At 61.7% G+C, this 25,249-nt stretch carries 27 protein-coding genes; 13 read left to right on the forward strand and 14 right to left on the reverse strand.

Features of this window, described 5'->3' with window-relative positions; translation table 11 throughout:
• Positions 1 to 100: 100 nt before the first annotated feature.
• The 3 genes from ASF70_RS17620 to ASF70_RS17630 all read left to right on the forward strand — a co-directional run bounded on the left by ASF70_RS17620 (position 101) and on the right by ASF70_RS17630 (position 4,450).
• On the forward strand, positions 101 to 2,782 hold the full coding sequence (locus tag ASF70_RS17620) for a DNA translocase FtsK (RefSeq protein WP_062581591.1): 2,682 nt from the start codon (positions 101 to 103) through the stop codon (positions 2,780 to 2,782).
• 93 nt (positions 2,783 to 2,875) lie between these two features.
• Positions 2,876 to 3,535, forward strand: coding sequence for an outer membrane lipoprotein carrier protein LolA (locus ASF70_RS17625; RefSeq protein WP_062581593.1), 660 nt, complete (start codon positions 2,876 to 2,878; stop codon positions 3,533 to 3,535).
• A 111-nt stretch (positions 3,536 to 3,646) separates the two neighbouring features.
• Complete coding sequence (locus tag ASF70_RS17630; protein WP_062581595.1) at positions 3,647 to 4,450, forward strand: exodeoxyribonuclease III; 804 nt, start codon at positions 3,647 to 3,649, stop codon at positions 4,448 to 4,450.
• 12 nt (positions 4,451 to 4,462) lie between these two features.
• Here the strand turns inward: ASF70_RS17630 and ASF70_RS17635 are convergent, their stop codons facing one another.
• Positions 4,463 to 4,918 carry a cyclic nucleotide-binding domain-containing protein gene (locus ASF70_RS17635; protein ID WP_062581597.1) on the reverse strand — a complete coding sequence of 152 codons (456 nt, stop codon included), beginning with the start codon at positions 4,916 to 4,918 and terminating at the stop codon, positions 4,463 to 4,465.
• 24 nt (positions 4,919 to 4,942) lie between these two features.
• Positions 4,943 to 5,623 (reverse strand): response regulator transcription factor, encoded by a 681-nt coding sequence (locus ASF70_RS17640; RefSeq protein WP_062462280.1) that lies wholly within the window; start codon positions 5,621 to 5,623, stop codon positions 4,943 to 4,945.
• Positions 5,624 to 5,746: 123 nt separating this feature from the next.
• Here ASF70_RS17640 and ASF70_RS17645 point away from each other — a divergent pair, with 123 nt between their 5' ends.
• Positions 5,747 to 6,298 (forward strand): L,D-transpeptidase, encoded by a 552-nt coding sequence (locus ASF70_RS17645; RefSeq protein WP_062581599.1) that lies wholly within the window; start codon positions 5,747 to 5,749, stop codon positions 6,296 to 6,298.
• 15 nt (positions 6,299 to 6,313) lie between these two features.
• Here the strand turns inward: ASF70_RS17645 and ASF70_RS17650 are convergent, their stop codons facing one another.
• The gene (locus ASF70_RS17650) at positions 6,314 to 7,144 is read right to left on the reverse strand and encodes an EamA family transporter (protein WP_062581601.1); all 831 of its coding nucleotides are present in this window, start codon (positions 7,142 to 7,144) and stop codon (positions 6,314 to 6,316) included.
• A gap of 212 nt (positions 7,145 to 7,356) precedes the next feature.
• Positions 7,357 to 8,766: a 3-isopropylmalate dehydratase large subunit gene (gene leuC, locus ASF70_RS17655; RefSeq protein WP_062462289.1), complete on the reverse strand. Its 1,410-nt coding sequence runs from the start codon at positions 8,764 to 8,766 to the stop codon at positions 7,357 to 7,359.
• Between the two features lie 329 nt (positions 8,767 to 9,095).
• Between leuC and ASF70_RS17660 the strand changes: the two genes are divergently transcribed.
• Positions 9,096 to 10,124 (forward strand): sensor domain-containing diguanylate cyclase, encoded by a 1,029-nt coding sequence (locus ASF70_RS17660; protein ID WP_062581603.1) that lies wholly within the window; start codon positions 9,096 to 9,098, stop codon positions 10,122 to 10,124.
• 25 nt (positions 10,125 to 10,149) lie between these two features.
• Here ASF70_RS17660 and ASF70_RS17665 read toward each other — a convergent pair whose 3' ends face one another.
• From ASF70_RS17665 to rplS, 3 genes are all read right to left on the reverse strand, one after another.
• Positions 10,150 to 10,986 (reverse strand): amino acid ABC transporter permease, encoded by an 837-nt coding sequence (locus tag ASF70_RS17665; RefSeq protein WP_062581605.1) that lies wholly within the window; start codon positions 10,984 to 10,986, stop codon positions 10,150 to 10,152.
• A 40-nt stretch (positions 10,987 to 11,026) separates the two neighbouring features.
• The gene (locus tag ASF70_RS17670; protein ID WP_062581607.1) at positions 11,027 to 11,824 is read right to left on the reverse strand and encodes a transporter substrate-binding domain-containing protein; all 798 of its coding nucleotides are present in this window, start codon (positions 11,822 to 11,824) and stop codon (positions 11,027 to 11,029) included.
• 205 nt (positions 11,825 to 12,029) lie between these two features.
• On the reverse strand, positions 12,030 to 12,566 hold the full coding sequence (rplS, locus tag ASF70_RS17675) for a 50S ribosomal protein L19 (protein ID WP_062462300.1): 537 nt from the start codon (positions 12,564 to 12,566) through the stop codon (positions 12,030 to 12,032).
• 270 nt (positions 12,567 to 12,836) lie between these two features.
• Between rplS and ASF70_RS17680 the strand changes: the two genes are divergently transcribed.
• A complete protein-coding gene (locus ASF70_RS17680) occupies positions 12,837 to 13,583 on the forward strand; it encodes a sulfite exporter TauE/SafE family protein (RefSeq protein ID WP_062462303.1) in 747 nt (248 codons plus the stop codon).
• Here the strand turns inward: ASF70_RS17680 and trmD are convergent.
• From trmD to ffh, 5 genes are all read right to left on the reverse strand, one after another.
• On the reverse strand, positions 13,580 to 14,260 hold the full coding sequence (trmD, locus tag ASF70_RS17685; protein WP_062462630.1) for a tRNA (guanosine(37)-N1)-methyltransferase TrmD: 681 nt from the start codon (positions 14,258 to 14,260) through the stop codon (positions 13,580 to 13,582). The two genes, ASF70_RS17680 and trmD, sit on opposite strands and share 4 nt — an antisense overlap.
• A 5-nt stretch (positions 14,261 to 14,265) precedes the next feature.
• Positions 14,266 to 14,832 (reverse strand): ribosome maturation factor RimM, encoded by a 567-nt coding sequence (gene rimM / locus ASF70_RS17690; RefSeq protein ID WP_062583011.1) that lies wholly within the window; start codon positions 14,830 to 14,832, stop codon positions 14,266 to 14,268.
• A gap of 131 nt (positions 14,833 to 14,963) precedes the next feature.
• Positions 14,964 to 15,329 (reverse strand): 30S ribosomal protein S16, encoded by a 366-nt coding sequence (rpsP, locus tag ASF70_RS17695; protein WP_062462306.1) that lies wholly within the window; start codon positions 15,327 to 15,329, stop codon positions 14,964 to 14,966.
• A gap of 58 nt (positions 15,330 to 15,387) precedes the next feature.
• Positions 15,388 to 15,702 carry a chorismate mutase gene (locus ASF70_RS17700; RefSeq protein WP_062462309.1) on the reverse strand — a complete coding sequence of 105 codons (315 nt, stop codon included), beginning with the start codon at positions 15,700 to 15,702 and terminating at the stop codon, positions 15,388 to 15,390.
• A 12-nt stretch (positions 15,703 to 15,714) separates the two neighbouring features.
• A complete protein-coding gene (gene ffh, locus ASF70_RS17705) occupies positions 15,715 to 17,292 on the reverse strand; it encodes a signal recognition particle protein (RefSeq protein WP_062581609.1) in 1,578 nt (525 codons plus the stop codon).
• Between the two features lie 406 nt (positions 17,293 to 17,698).
• Between ffh and ASF70_RS17710 the strand changes: the two genes are divergently transcribed.
• From ASF70_RS17710 to ASF70_RS17740, 7 genes are all read left to right on the forward strand, one after another.
• Entirely contained in the window at positions 17,699 to 18,772 is a 1,074-nt protein-coding gene (locus ASF70_RS17710) for an MBL fold metallo-hydrolase (protein WP_062581612.1), read from the forward strand.
• A 63-nt stretch (positions 18,773 to 18,835) separates the two neighbouring features.
• Complete coding sequence (locus ASF70_RS17715) at positions 18,836 to 19,423, forward strand: biliverdin-producing heme oxygenase (protein WP_062581614.1); 588 nt, start codon at positions 18,836 to 18,838, stop codon at positions 19,421 to 19,423.
• 112 nt (positions 19,424 to 19,535) lie between these two features.
• Positions 19,536 to 20,456 (forward strand): diaminopimelate epimerase, encoded by a 921-nt coding sequence (dapF, locus tag ASF70_RS17720; RefSeq protein WP_062581615.1) that lies wholly within the window; start codon positions 19,536 to 19,538, stop codon positions 20,454 to 20,456.
• Entirely contained in the window at positions 20,453 to 21,739 is a 1,287-nt protein-coding gene (mtaB, locus tag ASF70_RS17725) for a tRNA (N(6)-L-threonylcarbamoyladenosine(37)-C(2))-methylthiotransferase MtaB (RefSeq protein WP_062581617.1), read from the forward strand. The genes dapF and mtaB overlap by 4 nt, the downstream gene beginning before the upstream one ends.
• 16 nt (positions 21,740 to 21,755) lie before the next feature.
• Positions 21,756 to 23,132: a signal recognition particle-docking protein FtsY gene (gene ftsY, locus ASF70_RS17730; RefSeq protein ID WP_062581619.1), complete on the forward strand. Its 1,377-nt coding sequence runs from the start codon at positions 21,756 to 21,758 to the stop codon at positions 23,130 to 23,132.
• Positions 23,133 to 23,187: 55 nt separating this feature from the next.
• On the forward strand, positions 23,188 to 23,838 hold the full coding sequence (locus ASF70_RS17735) for a septation protein A (RefSeq protein ID WP_062462334.1): 651 nt from the start codon (positions 23,188 to 23,190) through the stop codon (positions 23,836 to 23,838).
• A gap of 41 nt (positions 23,839 to 23,879) precedes the next feature.
• On the forward strand, positions 23,880 to 24,422 hold the full coding sequence (locus ASF70_RS17740; protein WP_062581621.1) for a DUF2585 domain-containing protein: 543 nt from the start codon (positions 23,880 to 23,882) through the stop codon (positions 24,420 to 24,422).
• Between the two features lie 35 nt (positions 24,423 to 24,457).
• On the opposite strand, the gene ASF70_RS17745 is transcribed toward ASF70_RS17740, so the two are convergent.
• Both ASF70_RS17745 and ccmD read right to left on the reverse strand, forming a co-directional pair.
• Positions 24,458 to 25,072 carry a DsbE family thiol:disulfide interchange protein gene (locus ASF70_RS17745; RefSeq protein WP_062581623.1) on the reverse strand — a complete coding sequence of 205 codons (615 nt, stop codon included), beginning with the start codon at positions 25,070 to 25,072 and terminating at the stop codon, positions 24,458 to 24,460.
• A complete protein-coding gene (ccmD, locus tag ASF70_RS17750; RefSeq protein WP_062462343.1) occupies positions 25,069 to 25,248 on the reverse strand; it encodes a heme exporter protein CcmD in 180 nt (59 codons plus the stop codon). Before ccmD ends, ASF70_RS17745 begins: the two co-directional genes overlap by 4 nt.
• Between the last annotated feature and the right edge of the window lies 1 nt (position 25,249).

Consider the following 25,249-nt stretch of genomic DNA (forward strand, 5'->3'; position numbering starts at 1 on the left):
GCGTTAACCATCGCGGGGGTATTCTGCCTGGAATTGCGTGACCGGCCGAAACCTGCCGGTTCATGAAACAGGCGGTTTTTCAGGACGGCGGGCAGACAAGATGGGCAGAAGCAGTTCGGCGGCTATGGCAAATCGATCCACCCGCCTGGTACTCACGGCCTTTGTCTGGCGACAGGCGCTCGCGCTGACAGGCTTTGGCATTTTCACGCTGCTGGCGCTGGCGGTGGCAGCCCTTGCCACGTGGAATGTCGCAGATCCGAGTTTCTCCTACGCCACCGACAACCCGCCTGCCAATATCCTCGGCTTTTCGGGCGCAGCCTTCGCCGACCTGATGATGCAGTTCCTCGGACTTGCGAGCATCTTTGCGCTGCTTCCAATCCTTGCCCTGGCGCTCGCTCTGATTTCCGGGCGTCGTTACGATCGCATTCCGGCGCGGCTTGCAGCATGGGGCGGCGGTACGCTTCTCGCCTCGGCGACGCTCGGCTGCTTTCCGGCGCCGGCGACCTGGCCGATCCCGAACGGCATCGGCGGCGTCATTGGCGACATGATCCTGCGCTTCCCGGCTCTCTTCGTCGGCGCCTATCCCACCGGCATGGTTGCAACCGTGCTTGGCTGCATCTTCACCATTCCCTGCATCTGGCTGATGCTGTTTGCCTCAGGCTTTGTCGGCGAGGCCGTCGAGACGGAAAGCGATGACGACGATGCGCCCGTGGCTGCCGTCTCCGCGCGCAACCGTCAGGATGAGGACGATGACGGCGACGACAACGGCCTCTTCGGAGGCTTCCTGGCGTTCGGCGCACTGGCACACTACTGGTATATCGCTCAGGCGCGCCTGCGGCGGCTGACTGGGGCAAAGCCCCGCGCCCGTGTCGGTTTCGACCAGCCCTATGATTTCAACGACGACGAATTCGGCACACTGAACGAGCCGGTTCGTGCCAAGCAGGCCTCTGCCGGTGGCAGAAGCCGGATGGAGCCGTCGCTCGATGGCGCACCGGAGCGGGTCCTGTCGCCACGCCGGATCGTATCGGCACCGCCGATGTCCTCCAATGACGCGGATGACGACGATGATTCGTCGCTCGATACGGGAGACAATCCACGGCGCCCGGCCGGGATCCTCGCCGACCACGATGAGGATTTCGCGGCCGCGCGCGGGCCGAAATCTGCTGGCAACGGCTCTCCGCGCGTCGTCCCGGCGGCACCGCCTCCCAAGCCCAGCGCCCGCGTCGGTCGCGATGCGCAGGGCTCGTTCATCTCTGCCGACGGGTTCCAACTGCCCTCCGTGCACCTGCTTGCCGAACCAAAGGCGATTGCCCGCGATGCTTCGCTGTCGGCTGACGCGCTGGAGCAGAACGCCCGCATGCTGGAAGGCGTGCTGGAGGATTTCGGCGTCAAGGGCGAGATCATCCACGTCCGCCCGGGCCCTGTCGTGACACTCTACGAACTGGAACCTGCGCCGGGCATCAAGTCGTCCCGCGTGATCGGACTTGCCGACGATATCGCCCGCTCGATGAGCGCCATTGCTGCCCGTGTCGCGGTCGTTCCCGGCCGCAACGCGATTGGGATCGAGCTGCCGAACCGCATCCGCGAAACCGTCTATCTGCGCGAAATGATCGGCTCGAAGGATTTCGAAACCAGCAAGGCAAAGCTTGCCATGGCACTCGGCAAGACGATCGGCGGCGAGCCTGTTGTCGCCGATCTCGCCAAGATGCCGCATCTTCTCGTGGCCGGTACCACCGGTTCGGGTAAGTCCGTCGCTATCAACACGATGATCCTCTCGCTTCTCTATCGTTACACGCCGGAGAAGTGCCGCCTGATCATGATCGACCCGAAGATGCTCGAACTCTCCGTCTATGACGGCATCCCGCATCTTCTGTCTCCCGTCGTCACCGATCCGAAGAAGGCCGTTGTCGCGCTCAAATGGACCGTCCGCGAGATGGAAGAGCGCTACAAGAAGATGTCGAAGATCGGCGTGCGCAATATCGACGGGTTCAATTCGCGCGTCGAGCAGGCGATGGAACGCGGCGAGGTTCTGACCCGTACCGTCCAGACCGGTTTCGATCGCCAGACCGGCGAGGCGGTTTACGAGACGGAAGAGTTCGACCTGCAGCCGATCCCCTATATCGTCGTCATCATCGACGAAATGGCCGACCTGATGATGGTAGCGGGCAAGGATATCGAAGGCGCTGTCCAGCGTCTGGCGCAGATGGCGCGTGCGGCCGGCATCCATGTGATCATGGCGACGCAGCGCCCCTCGGTCGACGTCATCACCGGCACGATCAAGGCCAACTTCCCGACCCGTATCTCTTTCCAGGTCACGTCGAAGATTGACAGCCGTACCATTCTCGGCGAACAGGGTGCCGAACAGCTGCTGGGTCAGGGCGATATGCTCTACATGGCGGGCGGCGGTCGGATTCAGCGTGTCCACGGGCCTTTCGTCTCCGATACCGAGGTCGAAGAGATCGTCGCCTACTTGAAAACTCAAGGGTCGCCCCAATATCTCGAAGCTATCACGGCTGATGACGACGAGGATGGCGAGGGCGCAGGACCTGCCGGCACTTCCAACCTCTCCGACTCGGACGATCCTTACGACCAGGCGGTGGCGGTTGTGCTCAAAGACGGCAAGGCCTCCACATCCTACATCCAGCGCCGTCTCGGCATCGGCTACAACCGTGCGGCATCGCTGATCGAGCGGATGGAGCAGGAGGGCCTGATCGGCCCGGCCAACCATGCCGGAAAGCGCGAGATCCTCGTGCCGACCGAAGCGGATGTGCTGGATCGGTAAGGCCGGTAAAGCGGTCTTCAGGGGTTCGTGATCCGGCGCAAGCGGCCATCAAGACGCCGTGTTTCCACAACAGAAACACGGAAGGAGACCAGAATGACAGAACAAAAGACCACTCTTTCCAAAAGCATGACCGGACTTCTCGGCCGTCGCCAGTTCTCGCTCGGCCTTGCCGGCGGTGTTGCCGGACTGCTGGTTGCGGGAGCGGCCAAGCCCGTTCTGGCGCAGGCCGCAGCCGGTGCCTCGGCTCAGCGGATCGCCGACCATTTCTCGTCGGTGAAGACGATGATGGGCGAGTTCGTTCAGTTCGGGCCGCGCGGTGAACAGACCGGCGGCAAGTTCTTTATCGAACGCCCCGGAAAGCTGCGCTTCAACTTCGAGGATCCGTCGCCGCTGCGCGTGATTGCCGATGGCCGCAACGTGGTCGTGGGCAACGTCAAGCTCAAGACCTGGGATATCTACCCGCTGTCGAAGACGCCGCTCAGCCTGCTCTTGTCCGAGCGCATCGATTTGACATCCGCGACCGTGCGCAGCGTGCGTGAAGAGACCGACCTGACGACGATCGTGCTCGGCAACAAGTCGATCTTCGGCGATTCGACCATCACCATGATGTTCGACACCAAGACCTTCGACCTTCGCCAGTGGACGATCACCGACGCCCAGAACAAGGATACGTCCGTGATGGTCTATAACGTCCGCAACGGCGTGGCGATGGACGAGAGAGTGTTCACCATCCCCTACGATCAGGTGAAATAAGACCCATCCGCCGAGACGGATCGCTTTTGGAGGGCTGCGGAAACGCGGCCCTTTTTGCTTTTACTGCTATCCGAAATTGCCTAGAGGTGATGCCCATCAGCGAGGGCAGGCATGACATTCTCCATCACCACCTGGAACATCAACTCGGTCCGGCTTCGCATGCCGATCGTGCAGCAGTTCATTACCCGCAACCAGCCGGACATTCTCTGCCTGCAGGAGATCAAGTGCCAGGAGCCTGAGTTTCCCTACCAGCCGCTGAGAGACCTCGGCTACGAGCATATCATCGTGCATGGCCAGAAGGGCTATCACGGCGTCGCCATCGCCTCGAGGATCCCGCTGTCGGAAGATCACCGCCAGAACTACTGCAATGTCGGCGATGCCCGGCACATCTCGGCGCTTTTCGGGACGGGTTCCCGGCGTATCCGGGTGCATAATTTCTACGTGCCTGCAGGAGGCGACGAGCCGGACCGGACGATCAATCCGAAATTCGGTCACAAGCTGGATTTTGTCGAAGAGATGAAGGTTTTGCAGGCCGATGCGACGCCCGGCATTTCGTCGATTCTCGTCGGCGATCTGAATATCGCACCGCTGGAGCACGATGTCTGGTCGCACAAGCAGCTTTTAAAGATCGTCAGTCACACGCCGGTCGAGACTGAGGGCATGAAGGAGATCATCTCCAAGGGCGGCTGGCTCGACCTGATGCGCCAGTACACGCCGGAGCCGGAAAAGATCTACACCTGGTGGAGCTACCGCGCCAAGGACTGGGAAGCCGCCAACAAGGGTCGCCGTCTCGATCATATCTGGTCATCGCCGGACCTTGGCCCGTTTCTCGACCGGATCGAGGTGCTGAAGGAAGCCCGAGGCTGGACCCAGCCATCGGACCACGTTCCGGTGACGGCAGTGTTCAAGTTCTAAGGAGCAGTCATCTCAGCGGAACCGGTGCTGCATGGCGAGTGCTGCCTTGGCGAGGCTGACGATGTTGTCGCGGATCCGGTTTTCGATCAACCGCCCGACCTGAGGGTATTCCTCCAGCAGGCGTTCGAACAGGGATCGGCCGATCCTGAGCGTTTCGGAATCCTCGGCGGCGATTGCCGTGAACTTGCGCTCGACCATGGTCACCAGCGCGAGCTCGGATAGAAGCGTGCCGGCCCCGACCGTCTTGTCGAGACGAACGGTGCCGTCGCGGGTGGTCGAGTAAAGGTCGAAACTGCCTTTGCAGACGATGAAGGCGGATTCGGCGGGGGAACGCTCGCGAAACAGCTCCTGGCCGCCGGATGTTGAGCGTCGTTCCGCCCCGAACGCAATCAGCCGCAGCTGGTCGCCATCCAGTTCCCTGAAAAGCGGCACTTGCGACAGAAGCCGGATATCGTCGGACAGTGCCATTTTGCGGGTTTGCGGTCTTCGAGGTTAAGGAACGATCTTGTATCCACCGTTTTCCGTCACCAGAATCTCAGCATTCGAGGGGTCGCGCTCGATCTTCTGTCTCAGACGATAGACATGGGTTTCCAGTGTATGCGTTGTAACACCGGAATTATAGCCCCATACTTCTTCCAGAAGAATATCGCGTGTGACGACCTTCAGCCCGGCGCGATAGAGATAGCGGATGATCGCCGCTTCCTTTTCGGTCAGACGGATCTTCTTGCCATCGTCCGTGGTCAGAAGCTTCTGGCTCGGCTTGAACAGGTAGGGGCCGACGGTGAACGTGGCGTCCTCGCTCTGTTCGTACTGGCGAAGCTGGGCGCGGATACGCGCCAGCAGAACCGCAAAGCGGAACGGCTTCGTCACATAATCGTTGGCGCCGGCTTCTAGGCCGAGGATCGTGTCGGAATCGGTGTCGTGGCCGGTCAGCATGATGATCGGGGCCTTGAAGCCGTTCTTGCGCAAAACCTTGACCGCCTCGCGGCCGTCCATATCCGGCAAGCCGACATCCATGATCAGAAGATCGACCTGGGTCGCCTTGGCGGTATTGACCGCCTTGGTTGCATTGGCTTCCTGCAGGATCGAGAATTCGTCGTAGAAGCCGAGCTGCTCCACAAGGGTCTCGCGCAGATCATCGTCGTCATCGACCAGCAGTATCGTTCTCGCCATGCAGTTCTTGCCTTCCGTAGCGCCTATTGCGTTTGTAAGACGTATCTAGGGATCTTCGATGTAAAACCCAACCCGCTATGAATTCAAACGAAATCATATTCAAAGCAAAACCTTGTGAGTGAAATGCATCGTTTTCGCGAAAAAGATCACAAAACCGGACCCGTCGTCGTGGTTCGTACCGCTCCGCGTGACCGCCGGCGTGCCATCGTGACATGTGGCGGGATCACCGTTCAGGCAGCACTGGGGCGATCCGGAACGACCGCCTTCAAGCGCGAAGGCGACGGAGGAACGCCGATTGCCGCGATGCGGATCCTCAGCGGCTTCATCCGCGGCGACCGTCTTTCCGTGCCGGGCACGCGGCTTCCGCTTCGCCGCATCGGCCACGACATGCTCTGGTGCGACGAGCCGAAGCACCCGGCCTACAACCGCCTGGTGAAGGCCCCGTTCAAGCCCAGTCATGAGGAGATGCAACGAGTAGACGAACTCTACGATATCTGCCTCGTGCTCGACTGGAACATCACCTCGCGCAAGCGCCACGGCGGCTCGGCCATCTTCTTCCACCTGATCCGCCCGGGCTACCAGCCGACCGCCGGCTGCGTCGCGGTTCATCCACGCGACATGAAGCGGCTGCTGCCGTTTCTGCGCAAGGGGACGGTGGTGCGGGTGATGGGGTGAGGGTGCTGGGATAGGCTACCGGCCGATGGCAATCGCGCCGGCCGCCACGATGAGCCCGGCCACGATGCGCTTTGGCGTGAGTGTCTCGCCGAGGAACAGCCGACCGATGATCATCGCGAAAACCACGCTCGTTTCGCGGATGGCGGTGATGGGGCCTGCAGGCCCCATCGAGTAGGCGATGATGACGACGCCATAGGCGATCAGCACGAAGATGCCGGCCAGCAGGGCCTTTCGGGTTTCCCGCTCGCGGATGTCCAGGCGCAAGCGCCCCCGCATCAGCGTATACGCGACAATCAGAAGCACGCCATAGGTGAACAGCACCCAGGCGGCATAGGCACCTGGATCGGCCAGATAGCGCACGCCGATGGAATCAACTGTCGCGTAGGTGGCGATGATCAGGCCGGTCAGCAGCGCCCACAAAATGGACGTTGTCGGCGCGCGCTGGCTGCCGGTCGAGAGGCTCATGATGCCGGTAGCCACCAGCAAGACGCCAAGGATCTGGGACGAGGTGAGCGTTTGTCCCATCATCAGGAAGCCAATGAGCGACACCAGAAGCGGCACGGAGCCGCGCACGATCGGGTAGACCTGTCCGAGGTCGCCCAGCCGGTAGGCGAAGACGAGGAAGATGCTGTAGGCCACCTGCAGTATCGAAGAGGCAAGGATGAAACCGAATCCCGCAGCCGTTGGCCATGGAAACCATAGCATAACCGGGAGAGCGGCGAGAATGCCCGTGATGCCCATCACGGTGATCGACCACAGCCTGTCGGCGCCCGAGCGCAGGAATGCATTCCAGCTGGCATGCATGACGGCGGCGGTGAGCGCCAGCGCGATGACGGTCGGGCTCATTGCTTGGCGATCCTTCCGGCCCGCGGCAAAAGACGGAGCGGGCAGACAGGCATTGCCGTACCGATCTCCTTAAAAATCTACCGTATTGGCGCGTCCCGAAAGGTCAAACGTGTTTTCCTGAACCGGCTGTGAGCGCTGCTCATCGCAGCAAAAAGCCGCCGGATGCTTTCACATCCAGCGGCTTCGCTTGTCTGGCATGAAGAGCCTTCAGCCTATTTCCAGTCGCGGATATCCACGAAGCGACCGGCGACGGCGGCAGCTGCTGCCATGGCCGGTGAGACCAGGTGGGTGCGGCCCTTGGAGCCCTGACGGCCCTCGAAATTGCGGTTCGAGGTCGACGCGCAACGTTCATAAGGGTTCAGGCGGTCGTCGTTCATGGCAAGGCACATGGAGCAGCCAGGCTCGCGCCAATCGAAACCGGCAGCCTTGAAGATCCGGTCGAGACCTTCGGCTTCCGCCTGTTCCTTGACGAGGCCGGAGCCCGGAACGACCATGGCCGACACCGTCGACGCAACGGTCTTGCCTTCGACCATCTTTGCCGCAGCGCGCAGATCCTCGATGCGGCCGTTGGTGCAGGAGCCGATGAAGACGCGATCGATGGTGATGTCGGTCATCTTCGTGCCCGGCGTCAGGCCCATATACTCGAGCGCGCGCCATTTGGAGGTGCGCTTGTTTTCGTCCTTGATCTGGTCGGGATCGGGAACAGTGCCTTCGATCGTAGTCACGTCCTCGGGCGAGGAGCCCCAGGAAACGATCGGGGGCAGGGCGGCTGCGTCCAGCACCACGACCTTGTCGTAATGAGCGCCTTCGTCCGTATGCAGCGTCTTCCAGTAGTCGACGGCCATATCCCACGCCGTGCCCTTCGGCGCGCGCGGCTTACCCTTGATATACTCGAACGTCGTCTCGTCAGGCGCGATCAGGCCGGCACGGGCGCCGCCTTCGATCGTCATGTTGCAGACGGTCATGCGGCCTTCCATGGAGAGCGACCGGATCGCCTCGCCGGCGAACTCGATGACGTGTCCGGTGCCGCCGGCCGTGCCGATCTCGCCGATAATCGACAGGATGACGTCCTTTGCCGTGACGCCGGCGGGCAGTTTGCCGTCGACGCGGACCAGCATGTTCTTTGCTTTTGTCTGCAGCAGCGTCTGGGTGGCCAGAACGTGCTCCACTTCCGATGTGCCGATCCCGTGCGCCAGCGAACCGAAGGCGCCGTGCGTCGAGGTATGGCTGTCACCGCAGACGATCGTCATGCCCGGCAGGGTAAAACCCTGTTCCGGCCCGACGATATGGACGATACCCTGGCGGACATCGCTTTCGGAAAAGTATTCGACGCCGAAATCCCTGGCGTTTTCCGCCAGCGCCTCGACCTGGATGCGGCTCTCCTCGTTCTTGATCCCGAGGTGACGGTCAGGCGAGGTCGGCACGTTGTGGTCGACGACGGCGAGCGTGCGCTGTGGCGAGCGCACCTTGCGTCCGGCAAGGCGCAGGCCCTCGAAGGCCTGCGGGCTCGTCACCTCATGCACCAGGTGACGGTCGATATAGAGAAGACAGGTATCGTTTTCATCGCGGGAGACGACGTGGTCGTCCCAGATCTTGTCATACAAAGTACGAGGTGCGCTCATGGCTGCGGTCCAATAAGATTGAGAATGGGTGGGGAAATAGAGGCGGCATCTTAGGCCGCGCCGGACATGTCTGCCCGGTCAGCTAAGTCGGCTGCATAGAGCGCCGGATACGCGCGCAAAAAAGCGTGACGGCAGACGCTTGTGGTCCTGCAGCACGATCATGCGGTTCGCGAGACATCCGAATTTCGATCCCATGGCAAAGGGTGTAGCAGTTTTTTGAATTCTCGGCAATTGCCTCCAGAAAACGTACATGCGAGAACGCTACTAAAGGATCCCCCTTATCGGGGGTCGGTCTGCAGCGCCTCCCGGGCCTGAAAGAGGAGACGAGAATGGCTTTGCCAGCCCAGCTTCCCGACAACGAGGCTGAACGCCTGCTCTCTGTGCGGGCCCTGATTTCCGCCGACGGACCCTCCACGCCGGAGCTCGAGGCGCTGGTGAAGCTTGCCAAGGATGTGTTCACGACGCCTTATGCGGCCGTCAACATCGTCGACGCCGATTGGCATCGGGTGGCCTGCCAAGTTGGCATTCGAACGAGCGAATGCCCGCGCGACATTTCGATCTGCTCCCGTGTCGTGCTTGAGAACGAGGTCGTGGTGGTTCCCGATCTTGCCCGCCATCCGGAACTACGCGATCTGCCTTATGTGTTGGGCGAACCGGGGTTTCGATCCTATGCCGGCGCACCGGTGGCGCTGGAGCCGGGTCTTCCCGTTGGTGCCTTCTGCCTTCTCGATACGGAGCCGCGCGAATTCAGCGACCGGGAGATCGCCAATCTCATGCATTTCGCCGAGGTGGCGAGCGGTCTTTTGCGGCTGCAGAAGGCAAATCATGTGATGGGTTTTGCCGAGGAAAAGCTGCGGCTGGCCGCAATCACCGATCCGATGACCGGGTTCTACAATCGCGCGGCGCTGGTCTCGATCGTCGACGGCATGCTGGCCGATGCGTTTTCGGCGCAGCAGACGGTCGGCGTCCTCTACATGGATATGGACGGGTTCAAGACGATCAACGACACGCTCGGCCATCCCGCGGGCGATGAAGTGCTGAAGCAGGCGGCGCAACGCATTACCGAATGCCTCGGTGTCCAGGAAATTGCCGTCAGGATGGGTGGCGACGAGTTTGCCGTCTTCGTACCGAACCTTGCCAATGCCGATGCGCTGGCCGGTCTTTCGGAACGCCTCGTGAAACGGTTCCGCAGCCCGTTTGCCGTGGGCAGGCATATCGTCAATGCACGTCTGAGCGTGGGTGCTGCCCTTGCGCCGCATGCAGGGTCTGATCGCCTCAGCCTGTTGCAGGCCGTGGATGAAGCGCTGTACGAGGCGAAGGCCTCCGGCCGCGACAGGTTCGTCCTCAGGTCCTCCTGACGGCGGCGAATGCGGGCGATGCCTTCTATCGACGGCTTGCCTTTCTGATCCCCTGTTCCCGCATCCTCTTTTCGACTTGCCGCAAGGCAATCGACAAGCCGATCGTCAGGATCAGGTAGATATAGACGACGATCGAATAGGTTTCGAAAAACCGGAACGAGCCGGACGCATAGATCTTGCCGGCCTGGCTGATATCGGCCACGCCGAGAACCGAAACGAGAGAACTGTCCTTCACCATGGCAACGAAGTCGTTCGAGAGGGGTGGGAAGATCACCCGTATCGCTTGCGGAAACACGACAAGGCGAAAGCGCTGACCCCGCGTCAGCCCGAGCGCCATGGCCGCTTCGACCTGGCCGCGATCGATGGACTGGAAACCGGCGCGAAAGATCTCGGCGATAAAGGCGGAATAGCCGATCGTCAGCGCAATGATCGCTCGCCACATCAGCGACAGATCGCGGACCTGCATCGGCTCCAGCCAGCCGCCGTCGACCAATGGCGTGATCAGGACATTGTAAAAACCGACGATCGCCGGTGCGCCGGCAAAGGCAATGTAGAATAAAAGCACCAGGATCGGGATGCCGCGCACGACTTCCACATAGAAGCGCGCCGCTTGCCGGAGGGCCAGGCGATCGGAAAGGCCCGCAAGGGCGATGGCCAGCCCCAGAGCGGTGGCAAGCACGAAGGCCGTGACCGTCACGAACACCGTCACCCAGATGCCGCGCGAGACGGTGGCGAAAACCTGGGCATAGAGATCGTTGACGACGATCACGGCTGCGAGCGCGAGGCCTATGACGACGACGGCTGCGAGCCACCACGGACGATCACCATCGCCGCCCGATGTCGGCAGGGTCTGAAAGGTCATCAGGTTTCGACCCTGTCCGTGGTGCCTGCCATCCTGATGGTCACTGGCCCATCTTGTAGTCGAGGAACCACTTTTTGTTCAGGGCATCCAGCGTGCCGTCGGCTTTCAGCGCGGCGATCGCGGCGTTGACTGGCGCTGCGAGATCCGATCCCTTCTTGAAGATGAAGCCGAAATCTTCGGCTCCGAGCGGGCCGCCGATCACCTTCAACCCGCCGTTCGACGCGTCGACATAGCCTTTGGCCGCGACGCTGTCGGTCAGCACGAGATCGACGTCGCCGCCTTTCAACGCCTGCACGGTTGCGCCAAAGGTCTCGAACAGCTTGATGCGCGGGTTCTGCTCGTTGCCGTCGAGGATGCTGTAGACTGACGTGTAGAAGGGCGATGTGCCCGGCTGGGCGCCGATCAGTGCGCCGTCTACGGCCGCAAAGGCCTTTTCATCGGCAAAGCGGGTTTCGTCGCCACGCACCAGCATGAACTGTTCGGAGCGCAGGTAGGGATCGGAGAAATCGACCTGTGCCTTGCGTTCATCCTTGATGGTGATGCCGGTCATGCCGATGTCGTACTGGCCATCGGACACGGCCTGAATCATCGCGTCCCAGCTGACATTCTGGTACTCGACCTTGAAGTTCAGCCGCTTGGCGATCTCGTTCATCGCATCATACTCCCAGCCGATCGCCTGGCCCGTCTTCGGATCGACGAACTGCAGGGGCGGGTAGGCGTTTTCGGTGACGACGACCACGGAACGGGCCTTCAGGTCCGGCAGGTTTTGCGCAAAAGCAGTGACCGGTGCCAGGCTTGCAACTGCGAGGGCGGCAATGACAAAACGTCTTTTCAGCATGGGGCGATCCTCAAGAGGAATATCTCAGCCAAATCTCACCAATTTCTGCGGGAAGACAAGCACAACCATTCCCTCAGACGAAGATCGCTGGGTTTGCCTTTGCAGACGCAACTGCAGTGGGGTCGATATCAATGCCCGAGGGCAATCGCAGGCAATAAAAAAGGCGGCCAAACGGCCGCCTTTTCGCATCCCATGAAGGGAAATCTTATTCAGCAGATGCTGCTTCTGCAGCCTTTGCTTCTTCCGCAGCCTTCGCTTCAGCGGCTTCTGCTGCTGCCTTGTCGGCGGCGAGAGCCTGTGCTGCTGCGATCTTTTCAGCTTCGATGCGTGCCTTTTCTTCGACAACTGCAGCGCGCTCGGCTTCGTTCAGCTTGCGTGCGCGCGTGCCGGTGTTCTCGACGATACGAGCCGACTTGCCGCGACGATCGCGCAGGTAGTACAGCTTGGCGCGACGGACGCGACCGCGGCGAACGATTTCGACGCCTTCGACGAGCGGCGAGTAGACCGGGAATACGCGCTCGACGCCTTCGCCGTAGGAGATCTTCCGAACGGTGAAGCTTTCGTTGATGCCGCCGCCGGAACGGGCGATGCAAACGCCTTCATAGGCCTGTACGCGGGTACGGGTGCCTTCCGTCACGCGGACGTTGACGCGGACGGTGTCGCCCGGGGAAAATTCTGGAAGCGAGCGCTTGGCTTCGATCTTGGCGACCTGTTCGGCCTCAAGCTGCTGGATGATGTTCATGTGTCAAACCTCAGGTTTTTCTGAAACAGCCAGAGCGCTCTTAGGATCCGTTGGTCAAAGCCTCTGGATCTGCCTTGCGGCAGAGCGTTTCGCCATTCTTTGTTGCTGGCAGACGGGACAGTTTTCCCATTTCCGTTCGCGCCATTACACGAAAGGCATGCGCTTGTCATCGGGCATGCCGCAATTTTGTGGCGATCGGTGGCGTTTTCGCCGCTTGCTGCCTCTCTATAGCAGGTCTAAAGGCTGACCGAAAAGAATTCGGGAGGATTCATGTCGATCACCATGGTGGTGCTGTTGGCCGCTGCCGGCTTTTTCTCGGGCGCCGCCAACGCGATTGCCGGCGGCGGGACGTTTCTCGTCTTCGGCGCCTTGACGCTTGCCGGCGTGCCGCCGATCTCGGCCAATGCAACATCGTCGATCGTGCAGTTTCCGGGCTATGTCACCTCGACGCTTGCCTATCGCCGCGAGATTGCCAGCCACTGGCGAAGTGCTTTGGCGCTCGCAATCGTCTCCGTCATCGGCTCGATTTTGGGAGCGCTGATCCTGCTGGCGCTCGACAATGACGCGTTTCGCCAGGTCGTGCCGTGGCTCCTGGGCGCCGCGACCGCCGTGTTTGCGGCAGGCCCATGGCTTAAGCCGAAAGCCTCGTCCGAGCGCCCTGCCAACTCGCCGCTTTCGGTCATCGGTCAGTTCCTGACATCGATCTATGGTGGGTTCTTCGGGGCCGGAATGGGGATCATGATGCTGGCGGTGCTGGGTATGACGACCGGCGGCAGCTATCACCATCTCAACGCGCTGAAGAACATGCTGGCGGCGCTGATTGCCGGCGTCGCGATCGTCGTCTTTGTCGGCGGCGGCGTGATTGCCTGGCCGGAAACGATCATCATGATGCCGGCCGGCGCGCTTGGCGGCTATTGCGGCGTGTGGCTCGCACGGCGCGTTCCGCAGGCAGTGCTGCGCTGGTGCGTGGTGGCGGTCGGCGCAGGCCTCACCGTCTACTATTTCGTGACCGGCTAGCTCTCGTTCAGCAGGTCCGGGCGGCGTTCCCGAGTAAGCCGCAGCGACTGTTCGAGCCGCCATTTCTCGATCGCGGCATGGTTGCCGGAGGTCAGAATAGCGGGGATTTCCCGGTCTTCGAAGACCTGTGGGCGGGTATAATGCGGATGTTCGAGCAGGCCGTGCTCGAAGCTTTCGTGGGTGCCGGACAGGGCATTGCCCATCACGCCCGGCAGAATGCGCACGACGCTGTCGAGCAGGGTCAGGGCTGCCGGCTCGCCGCCCGAAAGGATATAGTCGCCGATCGACACTTCCTCGAGCTGGCGTGCATCGATCACCCGCTGGTCGACGCCTTCGAAACGTCCGCAGACGATCACCACGCCCTCGCCATCGCCAAGCTCGCGAACGCGCTTCTGGCTGAGCGGCTTTCCGCGCGGGCTCATCAGCAGGCGGGGGCGGCTGTCATCTACGAGGGAATCGATCGCCTTGCCGAGAATATCCGCCCTTAACACCATGCCGGCGCCGCCGCCGGCCGGCGTGTCGTCGACAGTACGGTGCTTGTCCTCCGCGAAATCACGGATCTGCATCGCTTCAAGCGACCACTGCCCGCGTTCCATTGCCTTGCCGGAGAGGGAAAAGCCGAGATGGCCGGGAAACATTTCCGGATAGAGGGTGAGCACCGTCGCGCGAAACGGCATCGCGGTCACTTGTCCTTGCGCGGAAAGTTCGAGTTCGCGTCGTCTTCGTCCGGGTTTTCGATCAGGCCCGCAGCTTCGGGATCGATCAGGATCTTGCCGCCTTCGAGATCGATCTCCAGAACGGCTGCCTCGGTAAACGGAATGAGCGACGGCCGACGGCCGGGGCCTTTCAGCTCCAGAAGGTCGCCGGCGCCGAAATCGAAAACGGCGCTGACCGTGCCGAAGCTCTTGCCGTCCTTGTCGACGGCTTCCAAGCCCTCGAGGTCGGCGTAATAGAATTCGTCGTCGTCCAGTTCCTCGTCCGGCAGGTTGTCACGGTCGACGAACAGCTCGATGCCGTTCAGCGCTTCTGCATCCTCGCGGCTGTTGATGCCGCGGAAGCGGACGATGACGACGGTTTTCGCCTCGCGGATATCGAGGATCTCGAAGACCCGGCCGTCGGCTGTGTAGAGATTGCCGTAGTCGCCAAGCGCTGTCGGATCCTCGGTAAAGGATTTCACCCGCACCTCGCCCCGCAGGCCCTGGGCAGCGCCGATCGTTGCCATCAGAACTGGGTTTTCGAGCTTGGTCATGCGGGAAGGCTCCGGTTTCTTCGCGCCCATTTAAGCGCAACACAGTGAAATGAAAACAGTCTCGGCGGAATGAAAACAGCAAAACGGGCGGTGCGTTGCCGCACCACCCGTCGAAGCAAAAGAAGCAGATCTTATTCCGCGGCAGCAGCTGCCTTGGCGTCTTCGATCTTCTTTGCGCGCTCGGCAGTGCGTTCCTGAGCCTTCTTGCCCGGCTTTGCCTTTTCCGGGTTGCTCTTGGCATCGCGCTGGCCAACGCCGGCTTCTGCCAGGAAGCGCAGAACGCGGTCGGTCGGCTGTGCGCCGTTGTCGAGCCAATGCTGAACGCGCTCTACGTTGACTTCAACGCGCTTTGCGTCGTCCTTGGCAAGCATCGGGTTCCACGAACCGACCTTTTCCAGGAAGCGGCCGTCACGCGGCGAACGGGCGTCAGCGACGACGATCGTGTAGTAAGGACGCTTCTTCGAGCCACCACGGGCAAGACGGATCTTCAAGGGCATTGTATTCACTCCTAGGTTTGTCTGGGCCGCCGTCCCGGCGGGCCGTGTCGTTATTGGTTTAAGCTGTTTCCTTACCGCCGTGTTCGGCGGCGATGGCTTCATGATGCCGGATGACTTCCTTGATGACGAAGTTCAGGAACTTCTCGGCGAAATCCGGGTCCAGATGAGCGTCGTCGGCCAGGCGGCGAAGGCGTTCGATCTGGTATTCCTCGCGCGCCGGGTCTGCCGGCGGCAAATCGTATTGGGCTTTGAGGACACCCACTTCCTTGGTGCAGCGAAAGCGTTCCGCCAGCATATGCACCAGTGCCGCATCGATATTGTCGATCGACTGGCGGTAGCTCGAAAGCTTTGCCTTGATCTCAGGGTCAACCATCGTGTCCTCCCCTCACTTCTTCTTGCCAGGCAGGCCGGGAAGACCCGGGAAGCCGCCGAGGCCGGGGAGCTTTCCGCCGCCAAGACCCGGCATTCCACCGCCGAGACCCGGCATGGAGCCAGGCTTCATGCCGGCAGCTTCGGCCTGCTTCTGCAGGGCTTCCAGCTGCTTCGGATCGAGCTTGGAAAGATCGGGCATGCCGCCCATTCCACCCATTCCGCCACCCATGCCACCAAGACCCATCTTGCCGGCAAGGCCGCCCATCATCTGCTTCATCATGCCGCCCTTGCCCTTGCCGCCCATCATTTTCATCATGTCGGCCATCTGGCGGTGCATTTTCAGCAGCTTGTTGATTTCGGATGCGTCCGTGCCGGAGCCGGCTGCGATGCGTTTCTTGCGGGAGTGCTTCAGCATATCCGGGTTGGCGCGTTCGGCCTTCGTCATCGAGCCGATGATGGCGATCTGGCGGTCGAACATCTTGTCGCTCATGCCGGATGCGGCAAGCTTGTCCTTCATGCCGGCCATGCCGGGCATCATTCCCATGATGCCGCCCATGCCGCCGAGCGATTTCATCTGGCGCAGCTGGTCGGCAAGGTCGTTCAGGTCGAACTTGCCCGACTGCATCTTCTTGGCCATCGCCGCGGCTTTTTCCGCGTCGATGTTTTCGGCTGCCTTTTCGACCAGGCTGACGATGTCGCCCATGCCGAGAATACGGTCGGCGATGCGGCGGGGATGGAACTCTTCGAGTTCGTTCATCCGTTCGCCGACACCGATCAGCTTGATTGGCTTTCCGGTGACAGCGCGCATCGAAAGCGCTGCACCGCCGCGGCCATCGCCATCCATGCGGGTCAGAACGAGGCCGGTAATGCCGACGCGTTCGTCGAAATTGCGCGCCAGGTTGACGGCGTCCTGGCCGGTCAGGCTGTCGGCCACCAGCAGGATTTCATGCGGGTTGGACTTCCGCTTGATTTCCGCCATTTCGGCCATCAGCGGTTCGTCGATATGCGTGCGGCCGGCGGTGTCGAGGATGACGACGTCATGGCCGCCGAGCTTGGCCGCCTGGACGGCGCGCGCGGCGATATCGGTCGGCGACTGGCCGGCAATGACCGGCAGCGTATCGACGCCGGTCTGGACGCCAAGCTGGCGCAACTGTTCCTGAGCTGCCGGACGTCGCGTATCGAGCGACGCCATCAGCACCTTTTTCTTTTCGCGGTCGGTCAGCCGCTTTCCGATCTTGCCTGTGGTCGTGGTCTTACCCGAACCCTGCAGACCGACCATCATGATGACAACAGGGGCCGCGGCATGCAGGCTGATGCCGACGCCTTCGGTCCCGAGCATTTCGACCAGTTCGTCATGGACGATCTTGACGACCATCTGGCCGGGCTTGATCGATTTCAGAACCTCGGCGCCGACGGCCTTTTCACGAACCTTGTCGGTAAAGGCGCGCACCACTTCCAGCGCCACGTCGGCTTCCAGAAGCGCACGGCGAACCTCGCGCAGGGCGGCGGATACATCCGCTTCGCTCAATGCGCCACGGCCGGTCAGTCCATTCAGAATGGAGCCAAGACGGTCCTGGAGGTTTTCGAACATCGTGTATTCCTTCTTCGTTTCCGGGTGCCCAAAAACGTCGGTTCTTTCGCCGGCAAATACAAGGCACCAAGGAGTACGCAAAGCCAAATAGCACCCGAGGGCGCCACGCGCTGTCGGGTGTTGACCTCCGGGTTTCCGAATAGTTCGGCTCCCGGTCGGCGGCTCCAAGTTCTCGGACTTGTCAGCAGATTAGCGGGCTTAAACAGGAAATGGGGTTGGAAGTCAAGGCGCGCCGGGGTTTTGCCGCGGGCGAGGGCGTCCGCTGACGAGATGCCGGAGATCTGATGTTGCCGCAAGCTTCCGCCCGTGCGCGATTTGCCGTATTCTATAGGGGATATATGCGAACCTAGATAGAGGTGGCCTTGATGGCGCAGCTCTTGCAAACCCTGGTGATCGAACAGACCTCATGAAACGTCGCAATTTTCTCAAATGGTCCGGGATCGGCGCAGTGGTGGCCCTTGCCGGCGGGTTGACCGCACGAGGTGCCATGGCAGCCAACAGCTATTATTCCGGGCCGGTGTCCGATCACTTCGACGGAACGCATTTCTTCAATCCCGGCGGAGAGGAGCCGCGCGGAACTCTCGATCTGCTGCGCTGGAAGTTCGGCAACGGCAATATTCCCTGGCCGGACACGTTTGCCAGCCCGTTTCCGCAGGCCGTGCCGGAGACGCGCGTGACCGGCAATCGTCTTGTCGTCATCATGGTCGGCCATGCGTCGCTGCTGATCCAGGTTGCCGGCGTCAATATTCTGACCGATCCGGTCTGGTCGGAGCGCGCCAGTCCGGTCTCCTTCGCCGGGCCCAAGCGGGTCAATCCACCGGGCATCCGCATCGGTGATCTGCCGCCGATTGATATCGTGCTCGTTACCCACAATCACTACGACCACATGGATCTCGAAACGCTTTGGGTGCTTGAGGGACGCGACAAGCCGCATTTCATCACCCCGCTCGGCAATGATGCGATCATCCGCTCGAAGGTTCCGGATGCGAAGATCACGGTCATGGACTGGGGCGGCAGCGAGACGGTCGCGCCCGGCGTCGTGTTTCACTGCGAGCCCTGCCATCACTGGTCGGCGCGGGGTCTCGGCGACAGGCGCAAGGCATTGTGGGCGGCCTTCGTGTTTGAAACGCCGGCCGGCAAGGTCTATCATGTGGGCGATACCGGATTTCACGAGGGCGTCAACTATCGCGCCGCGGGCAGTAAGCATGGTCCTTTCCGCTTGGCGAACCTGCCGTTCGGCGCCTATGAGCCGCGCTGGTTCATGAAGGCGCAGCACCAGGATCCGCAGGAAGCCGTCGAAGGGATGCAGCTTTGCGGAGCCTCCTTCGTTGCCGGGCATCACTGGGGCACGGTCAAGCTGACCGACGAGGGCATCGACCAGCCGGTCGAGGCGCTGTTTGCGGCGCTCGACAGTCGTGGTATTGCGCGTGAACGATTCCGGCCGATGCGGGTAGGTGAGGTTTTCGACGTTCCGGCGTGACGGAGCTTGATGAGCCGCTCCACAGTTTGCTTGATGCGGAAACATGAGTATTTGGGGCAAGATATGCAGATCGAACTGGGCCGCCTGACGGACGCTACTCGCATCCAGCGCCTCAAGGCGCAGACAGCGGGTACGCATGATACGCTCGACAAGCGGATCATGCGGGCGGAGCCATTCGCCAATCGCGAGCGCTATGCCTTGTTTCTCGACGTCCAGCATCGGTTTCACGCCGATGTCGCGCCGCTTTACGCGGCCGCCGAACTCAACCGGCTGCTGCCCGGCCTTGCCGAGCGTTGCCGGCTGGAAGCGCTTCGCCATGACATTGCGGATCTCGGCGGCGTGCCGGAACAGCTGGGATCGACGACCGGCCCCCTCAATCCTGCGACCGCGCTCGGCTGGCTCTACGTCGCCGAAGGCTCCAATCTCGGCGCTGCTTTCCTGCGCAAGGAAGCAGCAAAGCTCGGGTTGTCGGACGATTTCGGTGCGCGGCATCTGGCCGGCCACACGGACGGCCGTGGCCTGCACTGGCGCAACTTCGTTTCGGCCTATAACGAGCTTCTGCTGACCGAGGCAGAGGAACTCGAGGCGGCAGAAGGCGCCAGGGCGGCGTTCCGCCGGGTGCATGCGCTGGTCGACCAGATCTTCGGATGACACGATCGGAGAATGGCGCTCGCCGCACAAGTTGCGCGCGCTACTGGCAATTCGTGGCGATTTCCGCCATATACGGCCGATGACCGGTAATTTACCGCACGGGTTGGCAATCATGGCAGAACAGGTCGAATTTGCGCGCATGAACGGGCTTGGCAACAAGATCCTGGTCATCGACATGCGCGGTCGCGCCGACAAGGTCACGCCGGAAGCAGCCGTTGCGCTCAACGCTGATGCTGCGACCCAGTTCGACCAGATCATGGCGATCCACGATCCGAAGATAGCGGGTACCGACGCGTTTATCGACATCCTGAACTGCGACGGCAGCAAGGCCCAGGCCTGCGGCAACGGCACGCGCTGCGTCGTGCAGGCCTTGAGCTCCGAGACTGGCCGCAAGGTTTTCACCTTCCAGACGGTTGCCGGCATTCTCAATGCGCGTGAGCACGAGGATGGCACGATCTCGGTCGATATGGGCAAGCCGGCCTTTGCCTGGGACAAGATCCCGTTGTCTGAAGAATTCTACGATACCAGCCGGATCGAGCTGCAGATCGGCCCGATCGATGCGCCGATCCTGCATTCGCCGTCCGCAATGGCGATCGGCAATCCGCATGCGATCTTCTGGATCGACCGCGACCCGATGGATTTCGATCTGGAACGGTTCGGACCGCTTCTCGAAAACCATCCGATCTTTCCGGAAAAGGCAAATATAACGCTGGCGCAGGTGACATCGGAAACGTCGCTGCGCACCCGGACATGGGAACGCGGCGCGGGGCTGACGCTTGCGTGCGGCTCCGCCGCCTGTGCCGCGGGTGTTTCGGCGGCGCGCACCGGCCGCACGGGTCGCACCGTGACCATCGACGTTGCCTCGGCGCCCAGCCGGCAGCCGCTCGTCATCGAGTGGCGTGAAGACGATCACGTGGTGATGACCGGCCCTGCGGAATGGGAATGGTCCGGCAAGGTCGATCCGGTCAGCGGTGAATTTTCGCGTGACGAGGAAGTCGGGCAGGGCGCTTACCAAGGGGCGAAGGTCCATTGAGTGGCGTCGAGGTCATCACCTTTGGCTGTCGGCTGAACACCTACGAATCGGAAGTGATGCGGGCGGAGGCCGAAAAGGCCGGGCTCAACAATGCCGTGCTGGTGAATACCTGTGCTGTGACCTCGGAAGCCGTGCGCCAGGCCCGCCAGACGATCCGTCGCGTGCGTCGTGACAATCCGCATGCCCGGATCGTTGTGACGGGTTGCGCCGCCCAGACCGAGAAGCAGACGTTTGCCGAGATGCCCGAAGTGGACATGGTGCTCGGCAACGAGGAAAAGCTGAAGAGCCAATCCTATCGCGCGCTGCCGGATTTCGGCGTGTCGTCGGAAGAAAAGCTGCGCGTCAACGACATCATGAGCATCAAGGCGACGGCGCCGCAGATGATCCGTCATATCGACGGTCACGTGAGGGCCTTCATCCAGGTCCAGAACGGCTGCGATCACCGCTGCACCTTCTGCATCATTCCATACGGTCGCGGCAATTCCCGTTCGGTGCCGATGGGCGCGGTCGTCGAACAGGCGCGCAGGCTAACCGAAAGCGGGTATCGCGAGATCGTGCTGACCGGCGTCGATGCCACCAGCTACGGCGGCGACCTTCCCGGCCAGCCGACCCTCGGTCTTCTTGCGAAGACGCTTCTGAAGCAGGTGCCTGATATCCTGCGGCTGCGGCTGTCGTCGATCGACAGTATCGAGGCGGACAATCACCTCTGGGATCTGATCGCCGACGAGCCGCGCTTCATGCCGCACCTGCACCTCTCGCTGCAGCATGGCGACGACATGATCCTGAAGCGGATGAAACGCCGCCACAGTCGCCGCGAAGCCTTGGACTTTGTCGAGCAGGCACGGCGCCTGCGGCCCGAGATCGCATTCGGCGCCGACATGATCGCCGGATTTCCGACCGAGACGGAAGAGATGTTTGAGAATTCGGCGACGCTTGCGCAGGACGCCGGCATTTCCTTTCTGCATGTTTTCCCCTATAGCCCGCGTCCCGGAACGCCGGCCGCGCGGATGCCGCAGCTCGACCGGGCAGTGGTCAAGGAGCGTGCAGCACGGCTTCGTGCAACGGGCGAAGCGTTGCATAAAGCCCATCTCGACCGCATGGTGGGGACCGAACAGATCGTCATCGTTGAAAACAACGGCCTGGCGCATACCGAAAACTTTTCGCTGGTCGCCGTGCCGGGGCTGGTTCCCCGGGACATCCAGCGCATTATGATAACTGGCCATAACGGCAAACATCTCGACATGCGGGTCATGGCCGCTCCCGCCACAGAGCGGGCGGCCTGACCGGAACGGATTTCTTATGGCACTGAGTTTCATCAAACGCGTCTTCACCTTCGGCGACGTCCCCCCCGAACAGCAGGTCGAAGATCGCGCTCCGGCACCGATCACAGAAGCGGAAGCCGTCCGGGCGGAGCTGGAACCAAAGACGCGCGCGGAAGACCTGCCTGTCGCCGCCATCGATCCGGTGGCTGCGATCGAGATGGAGACTGCCGGCGGACCGGCGTCGGATGCGCCTGCCGATATGGCTGGCGTCGAAGAGCCCCTTTCTGAGCCCGCCGCAGAGGACGACATTGCCATTCTCCCGGGTGTCGAGGAAACCTCCGAACTAGGCATCGTGCCGCTGTCGCTGCTCGAAGCCGAAGCGGCGGCAGATGTTGATTCCGCCCCGCTGCCGGCGCCCGTTCTTCCCAAGGGCTTTTCCACCGCCAGCGCGGAACCGGAAACGGTCACCATCGTGCCGCCGGCCAAACTCACCTGGTTCCAGCGTCTGCGCGAAGGCCTGTCGCGGACTTCGTCGCAGCTCACCGGCCAGATCGCGGCGCTGTTTACCAAGCGCAAGCTGGACGACCAGACGCTCGAGGATCTCGAGGACCTCTTGATCCAGGCCGATCTCGGCGTCGAGACCGCAATGCGGATCACCGGCACGCTGTCTTCCGAGCGCTACGGCAAGGACGTGACCGGCGAGGATGTGTCGCGCATCATGTCGGCGGAAATCACCAAGGTGCTGACGCCGGTTGCCAAGCCGTTGCAGCTCGATCTCAGCCACAAGCCGCATGTCATTCTCGTCGTCGGCGTCAACGGCACCGGCAAGACGACGACGATCGGCAAGCTTGCGGCGAAACTTTCGGGCTCCGGGCTGAAGGTGATGCTGGCCGCCGGCGATACGTTCCGTGCCGCTGCCATCGAACAGCTGAAGATCTGGGCCGACCGGACGGGCTCGCAGTTCATCGGCACCAAGCTCGGCGCCGATGCGGCGGGTCTTGCCTATGACGCTTTCGAGCAGGCGCGCGCCAACAAGTCGGACGTGCTGATCATCGACACCGCAGGCCGGTTGCAGAACAAGACCGAGCTGATGGCCGAACTCGAAAAGATCGTTCGCGTGCTGAACAAGCTCGATCCGGACGCGCCGCATACGGTGCTGCAGACGCTCGATGCGACGACGGGCCAGAATGCGATGAACCAGGTCGAGATCTTCCGCAATATCGCCGGCGTCAGCGGTCTGATCATGACCAAGCTCGACGGCACCGCGCGCGGCGGTATCCTCGTCGCGATCGCCGCCAAGCACAAGCTGCCGGTCTATTTCGTCGGCGTCGGCGAAGGGGTCGACGATCTCGAGCCTTTCGAGGCCAAGGATTTCGCCGAAGCGATCGCCGGGCTGGCGCCCGCGCCGCATTGATGACACACAGAAACGAATTTGCTCCAGGCAACCGCTGGCTTTGAAGTTGGACCCCATGCAGACGATTGAAAGCGACACCAAGCCGACCAAGGAAGAAAAGCAGCATCCGGGCCTGAAAATGGCGCTGGAGCTCGGGCCGCTCCTGGTGTTCTTCTTCGGCAACCTGCGCGGCGAATGGCTGGTGCAGAAATTCCCGGCACTTTCGGCCGTCGGCGGCCCGCTTCTGGTGGCAACCGCGCTGTTCATGGTCGCCACGGTGATCTCGCTGGTGATCTCCAAGATCGTCTTCAAGCATCTGCCGGTCATGCCCTTCGTGTCGGGCGTGGTCGTCATGGTGTTCGGGTCGCTGTCGATCTGGCTGCAGGACGAAACCTTCATCAAGATGAAGCCGACCATCGTCAACACGCTGTTCGGCGTGGTGCTGCTCGGCGGGCTTTTCTTCGGCAAGTCGCTGCTCGGCTATGTCTTCAATGCCGCCTTCAGCCTGAATGAAGAGGGCTGGAGAAAGCTCACCCTGCGCTGGGGGATCTTCTTCCTGTTTCTCGCCGTGCTCAACGAAGTGGTCTGGCGCAATTTCTCCGACGAGGCCTGGGTCAACTTCAAGGTCTGGGGCACGATGCCGATCACCATCCTGTTCACCCTTTCGCAGATGCCGCTGATCATGCGCCACTCCGTCGAAGAGCCGAAATCAGGTTCCGAGGTGTGACTGCCGGGGTGCTGCCCTCAAGCGGTTCATCCGGACGACGCTTGCTTCTCGCAGCACTGGTCCTGTTTGTGGCGCAGATCGCCATTCTCTACGCGATGGGCCGCATTCCGATCTGCGAATGCGGCTACATCAAACTGTTTGAGCCTGATGTGAATTCGTCAGGCAATTCCCAGCATCTGGGGGACTGGTATGTGCCGTCCCACATCATCCACGGTTTTCTGTTCTACGGGCTCGGCTGGCTGATCCTGCGCCGAGCGTCGGTGCCGGCCCGGCTCTCGCTTGCCGTCCTCCTCGAGGCCGCGTGGGAGATCGCCGAAAATTCTCCCGTTATCATCGATCGCTACCGGACCGCGACGATGGCGCTCGGCTATTCAGGCGACAGCATCATCAACTCGGCGATGGACACCGTGTTCATGGCCCTGGGCTTCCTGTTTGCCGCACGCGCGCCCATCTGGCTCACGGTTTGCATCGCTTTGTTCTTCGAGCTCTTCACCGGCTGGGTGATCCGCGACAACCTCGTCCTCAACGTGCTGATGCTGGTCTGGCCTGTGGATGCGATCAAGGTCTGGCAGAACGCGCTGTGAGGCGTGAGCAAAGTTGAGACCCAGCAAGTGCTGGTTCAGCCTTTTCCCGCTGCCGCTTTCTCGATGGCCGGTAGCAGATCCTGGGTGACGCTGCGACTGTCGAAGGGGCCAACCTTCTTGTAGAGGATCGTGCCGTCGGGGCCGACCAGGTAGCTTTCCGGAATGCCGTAGACGCCCCAGTCGATCGCGGACTTGCCGTTCGGATCGATGCCGATCGCCTTGTAGGGGTTGCCGAGTTCGCCGAGGAAGCGCAGCGCGTTGTCGTTGCGGTCCTTGTAGTTGATGCCGACGATGGTGAGCCTGTTGTCTTCTGCCAGTTGCTTCAGGATCGGATGTTCCTGCCGGCAGGGGACACACCAGGACGCGAAAACATTGACCAGCGTCAGCTTGCCTGAAATGGCAGAGGAGGTCAGCGCTTGCGTCCGGGACCCTTCGAGAGGCGGCAGCGCCAGGGACGGCGCTTTCTTGCCGATCAGGGCTGACGGAATGGCGGAAATGTCGCGTCCGTTGACATCCTGGTCGTAGAGCATCTTGCCGGCGATTGCGGCAAAGCCTGCGAAAGCAAGAAGCGGGATCAGCGCGAATGCGTAACGGGCAAGACCGCGACGTTTCGGCTGGATGTCCTGCGAGGACGAGGGTTCGGCGCTCATGCCTTGCCGCCTTCCGGCGCCGGCGACGTTGCCGAGCGGCGGCGGATGCCGGCGGCTTCGAGCTGCGCAAGCTCCCTTCGGCGGGCGCGGCCATCGAGCCAGACCCAGCCGATCAGACAGAGCGAGACGAGGCCGGCAATTCCATAGGACATGGCGATATAGAATGTGTGGCTCATG

The organism is Rhizobium sp. Leaf321, from assembly GCF_001423215.1.
In the GTDB taxonomy this organism is placed as follows: Bacteria; Pseudomonadota; Alphaproteobacteria; order Rhizobiales; family Rhizobiaceae; genus Neorhizobium; species Neorhizobium soli.